The organism is Shuttleworthella satelles DSM 14600 (genome assembly GCF_000160115.1).
Classification (GTDB): domain Bacteria; phylum Bacillota; class Clostridia; order Lachnospirales; family Lachnospiraceae; genus Shuttleworthia; species Shuttleworthia satelles.
Genome location: NZ_GG665867.1, coordinates 296,296 through 299,952, shown reverse-complemented (window position 1 = coordinate 299,952; position 3,657 = coordinate 296,296). Strand labels below are relative to the sequence as shown.

The following is a 3,657-nucleotide window of genomic DNA, read 5'->3' as shown; positions in this document are numbered from 1 at the left end:
GTAGTAAAGACTATTACTTGAATTGATAAAAAGCTCCTCTGTGGTAAATGGCATAAATACTGCCGTTGATGAGCTTGTCAATCCTCTATCTATTTCAATCTTATTTACACCAAGAGGCAGCACGCTCACTAAACCTTGTTCCTGAGAATGGTCAAGTCTTTTCAGCTTACAGTTATGCTTATTTGCAATGGAGCTTATTTGAGCAATTGTGTTATCGAGCTTTTGCACTGTCCTTGCAAAATTCATAAAGACGATACTTACTACAAACATTCGCTCATCTCTTGTCTGCAAGTCTTTTAAGAGGCTCTTTACATCCTCACCATAGGTAATTAAGTCTGATGGAAGAATGTCCATATCATAACCGCTTCTTACCGCCTTCTTATTTTCCTCAATCTTCATCTTATCAATATCAGTGTTTTTTCGTTTTACCATCTTAATGGCTTCCGATTGGTCGATTGCCCTAATATGAAAGGAAATATTGATGTTATCGTCAATATCCAAAAACTCGGATAACATCCTATCTGAAAGCTCACTGGCAAGGATTTGAAAATGACTCGTTGATCCGATGAATTTGCCGAACTTAAAGTATCTACTCGGTGTAAAGTTAAACTCATCAGGCACAATATATGTCTTTGTGCTTTCTCTTTTCTTTAGGTCTTTGTAGGAAAATCCAAATGTTTTATTTGGATTTAAAACATCATGAAGTATCTTTAGCCTTTCTTCTCCGTTTAGGCTTTCTGCTCTCACGCCCATGCTCTTTAGATTAGATAATATATCTATCTCCAGTCTTTCAAGTTTTGATGTTGCCTGCTCTAAATTATCCGCTTCCACTGTAAAGGTTACATACTTTGATTTTTTAAGTCCGTTATTTCCCTTTACAATCTGGCTTTTAAGCATCTCTCTAAATTCAAAGCGTATATCGTCAAAACCGTCCTTTTTATCCGGTATCTGAATTGCCGACTTCATTTCTTCGTTTCGTCCGAGTTGATTGATATATGAAAACTCAATGCTGATGCTCGGATCAAAGGAATTTAGAAAGTTTGCAAACTGATTAAAAATCAAGTCCCTATCTTCATCTAAGGCAAGCTGATAGTTAATGTCCTGAAAGGCTATACTTTTACTGAAGTGCCTTTCATCAAGCTGGCATATTCCGCTTTTTAAAAGCCTTAGATAGGGAATGGTATCTTCTACCGTATATCTTTTCGGTTCTTTCTTAAAGATAAGGTCAAGGATTCCTCCCTTATGATGCTGTATAAATAAAGTTGACATCTTATTCTCAAGGATTTCATTATAATTTAAGAGAATAAGGAGGCGTTTACGGTGGCAACTAACAGACAGTACGATCAGGAGTACAAAATCCAGGCAGTTAAGCTGGCAAAAGAGATTGGCCAGGCAAAAGCTGCACGTGAACTAGGCATCCCCAAAAACACGCTCTATACATGGATACGCGCTAATAGGCTCGGAAATCTGGATCTTGGAGCGGGATCCCAGACCCCCAAAAGTGCTATGACCCTGAATGAGGAGCTGATCACCTTACGTAAGCAGGTCAAAGATCAGGATAAGGAAATTCGTCGTCTTAAAGAAGAAAACGAGTTCCTGGAGGAAGCCAGCGCTTTTTTTGCCGCGAGCCGTCTGAAGTCAGCAAAAATGAAAGACTGAAATATATCACTGTTAAGACAGAAGGCGGCATGATTAAAGGGAAACTTACATTCTACTGTCGGATGCTCCATGTGAGCCGCCAGGCATTCTATAAATACCTGCAACGTAAGGATCGGCCTTGGAAATATCAGAAGCTGGCCGATGCTATGCGGGATATCCTAAAGGAAGATGAATGTAATGATACCTATGGTCGTTCCAGGATGCGTGACGCTCTTCTGCAGAAGAAGCCGAAGGATATCGATATCCCGAGTGAGCGGACCGTCTATCGAGTAATGGAAGAAATCGGCATCAGTCATCGTCCAAAGCGTAAGCCAAATGGAATAACGAAAGCCGACAAGGCTGCTCGTAAATCGGATGATCTGCTCAAGCGGGATTTCAGGTCAACAGAGCCACTGACAAAATGTGTTACGGACATAACCGAAATCAAGGCAAGTGATGGTAAACTCTATGTTTCTGCTATGTTTGACTGCTTCGATCTGGCTGTCTTAGGACTGGCAATGGCTACCAACATGAAGGCCCCGTTGTGTGCCCGAACCCTGAGGAATGCTCATAAGGCTTACCCGGAGATCGAAGGTGCGATCTGCCATAGCGATCGCGGAGTACAGTACACCAGTGATTGCTACCGTAGAGCCGTCCAGGACTGCCATATAACACAGAGCATGAACAGTGATGGTGGCCGTTGCCATGATAATGCTCGTTGCGAGAGCATGTGGGCGAGAATGAAATCTGAACTCTTATATGATCGCTATGATACCGAGAAGATGACTGTAACAGAGCTAAAAGAGCTTATCTGGCGTTACTACATGAGCTACTGGAATAACCGTCGAATCTGTTCCGCAAATGATGGCCTTCCACCCATGGTCAAGAGACAACAATACTATTCATCTTTACAGGAATCAGCTTAGGGTTGTAAATCCTTGAGGAAAATCTGTCAACCATTATTGACAATATCAATGGTATTTCCAAAGAACAGTAGTCCCTCACCCTCATTAGAGTTAGTTACATACCTAAGCTGAGGAAGTGAGATTTTAAGTTTTCTTGCAAGTATCTCTCTATCTCCCGAAGCCTGATTTAACATTAAGACAAAGTCCGTATTATCAAAGATATTTTCAATTTCCTTACTCATAAGTAGGTCTTTGACATTTTGCGTAATACCTGTTGGAATACCTCCCCATTTTCTAAAACGCTTCCAAATCTCAACCGAATACGATGCTGTCTGCTCATCTTTTAAAAGTAAATGAAACTCGTCGATATAGTACCTTGTAGACTTGTTTCCTCTGTTTTGTGACACCTTATTCCACACCTGATCCTGAATAACAAGCATACCGATTTTCTTTAGCTGACTTCCAAGTTCTTTAATATCAAAACAAAGGAGCTTCTTATTTAAGTCCACATTTGACCTGTGATTAAAGACATTAAGAGAACCTGATACATAGATTTCCATCTCTGTTGCCAGCTTCTTACCGACCTTTTCTTCCTGCCCTTTTAACATATCGTATAGGTCTTGGAGTATTGGCATATTATCAGGAGTCGGATTTTCAAAATACTTTTCATAAATCTTTGGCAGGCATCTATCAATAACAGACTTTTCTTCTGCTGTAAGACCACTACCGCCTACTACAAGCTCAAGCATACTCATGATAAAGTTTGCCTTGTCTTTCAGCGGTGCATCCCCATCACCGTAGTTCATGTTTATATCAAGGGGATTCAGGTAATCCTTTGACTTACTGCTGACCTTAATGACTTCTCCCTTAAACTGCCTTACGAGGTTTCCATACTCTCCTTCCGGATCGCATATAATCACATCATCATCTGTTACTAAAATCGCATTTGCCATTTCTCTTTTGGCACTAAAGGATTTACCGCTGCCCGGAGTTCCGAGGATTAGACCGTTTGGGTTCTTTAATTTCTTTCTATCTGCCATAATCAGGTTATGGCTTAGGGCATTTAGTCCGTAGTAAAGACTATTACTTGAATTGATAAAAAGCTCCTCTGTGG

At 40.6% G+C, this 3,657-nt stretch carries 3 protein-coding genes and 1 pseudogene; 2 read left to right on the top strand and 2 right to left on the bottom strand.

What is annotated here, in order from left to right:
* Nucleotides 1–1,269, bottom strand: a 1,269-nt coding sequence (locus tag GCWU000342_RS08200) for a VirB4-like conjugal transfer ATPase, CD1110 family (protein ID WP_006906925.1), incomplete at its 3' end; no start/stop codon positions are given.
* A gap of 51 nt (nucleotides 1,270–1,320) precedes the next feature.
* Here GCWU000342_RS08200 and GCWU000342_RS08195 point away from each other — a divergent pair.
* Nucleotides 1,321–1,659 carry a transposase gene (locus GCWU000342_RS08195; RefSeq protein ID WP_006905209.1) on the top strand — a complete coding sequence of 113 codons (339 nt, stop codon included), beginning with the start codon at nucleotides 1,321–1,323 and terminating at the stop codon, nucleotides 1,657–1,659.
* Nucleotides 1,660–1,688: 29 nt separating this feature from the next.
* Nucleotides 1,689–2,564: an IS3 family transposase gene (locus GCWU000342_RS08190; protein WP_006905210.1), complete on the top strand. Its 876-nt coding sequence runs from the start codon at nucleotides 1,689–1,691 to the stop codon at nucleotides 2,562–2,564.
* A 47-nt stretch (nucleotides 2,565–2,611) separates the two neighbouring features.
* On the opposite strand, the pseudogene GCWU000342_RS08185 reads toward GCWU000342_RS08190, so the two are convergent.
* Nucleotides 2,612–3,657: pseudogene (locus GCWU000342_RS08185) on the bottom strand (VirB4-like conjugal transfer ATPase, CD1110 family); the annotation flags it as partial.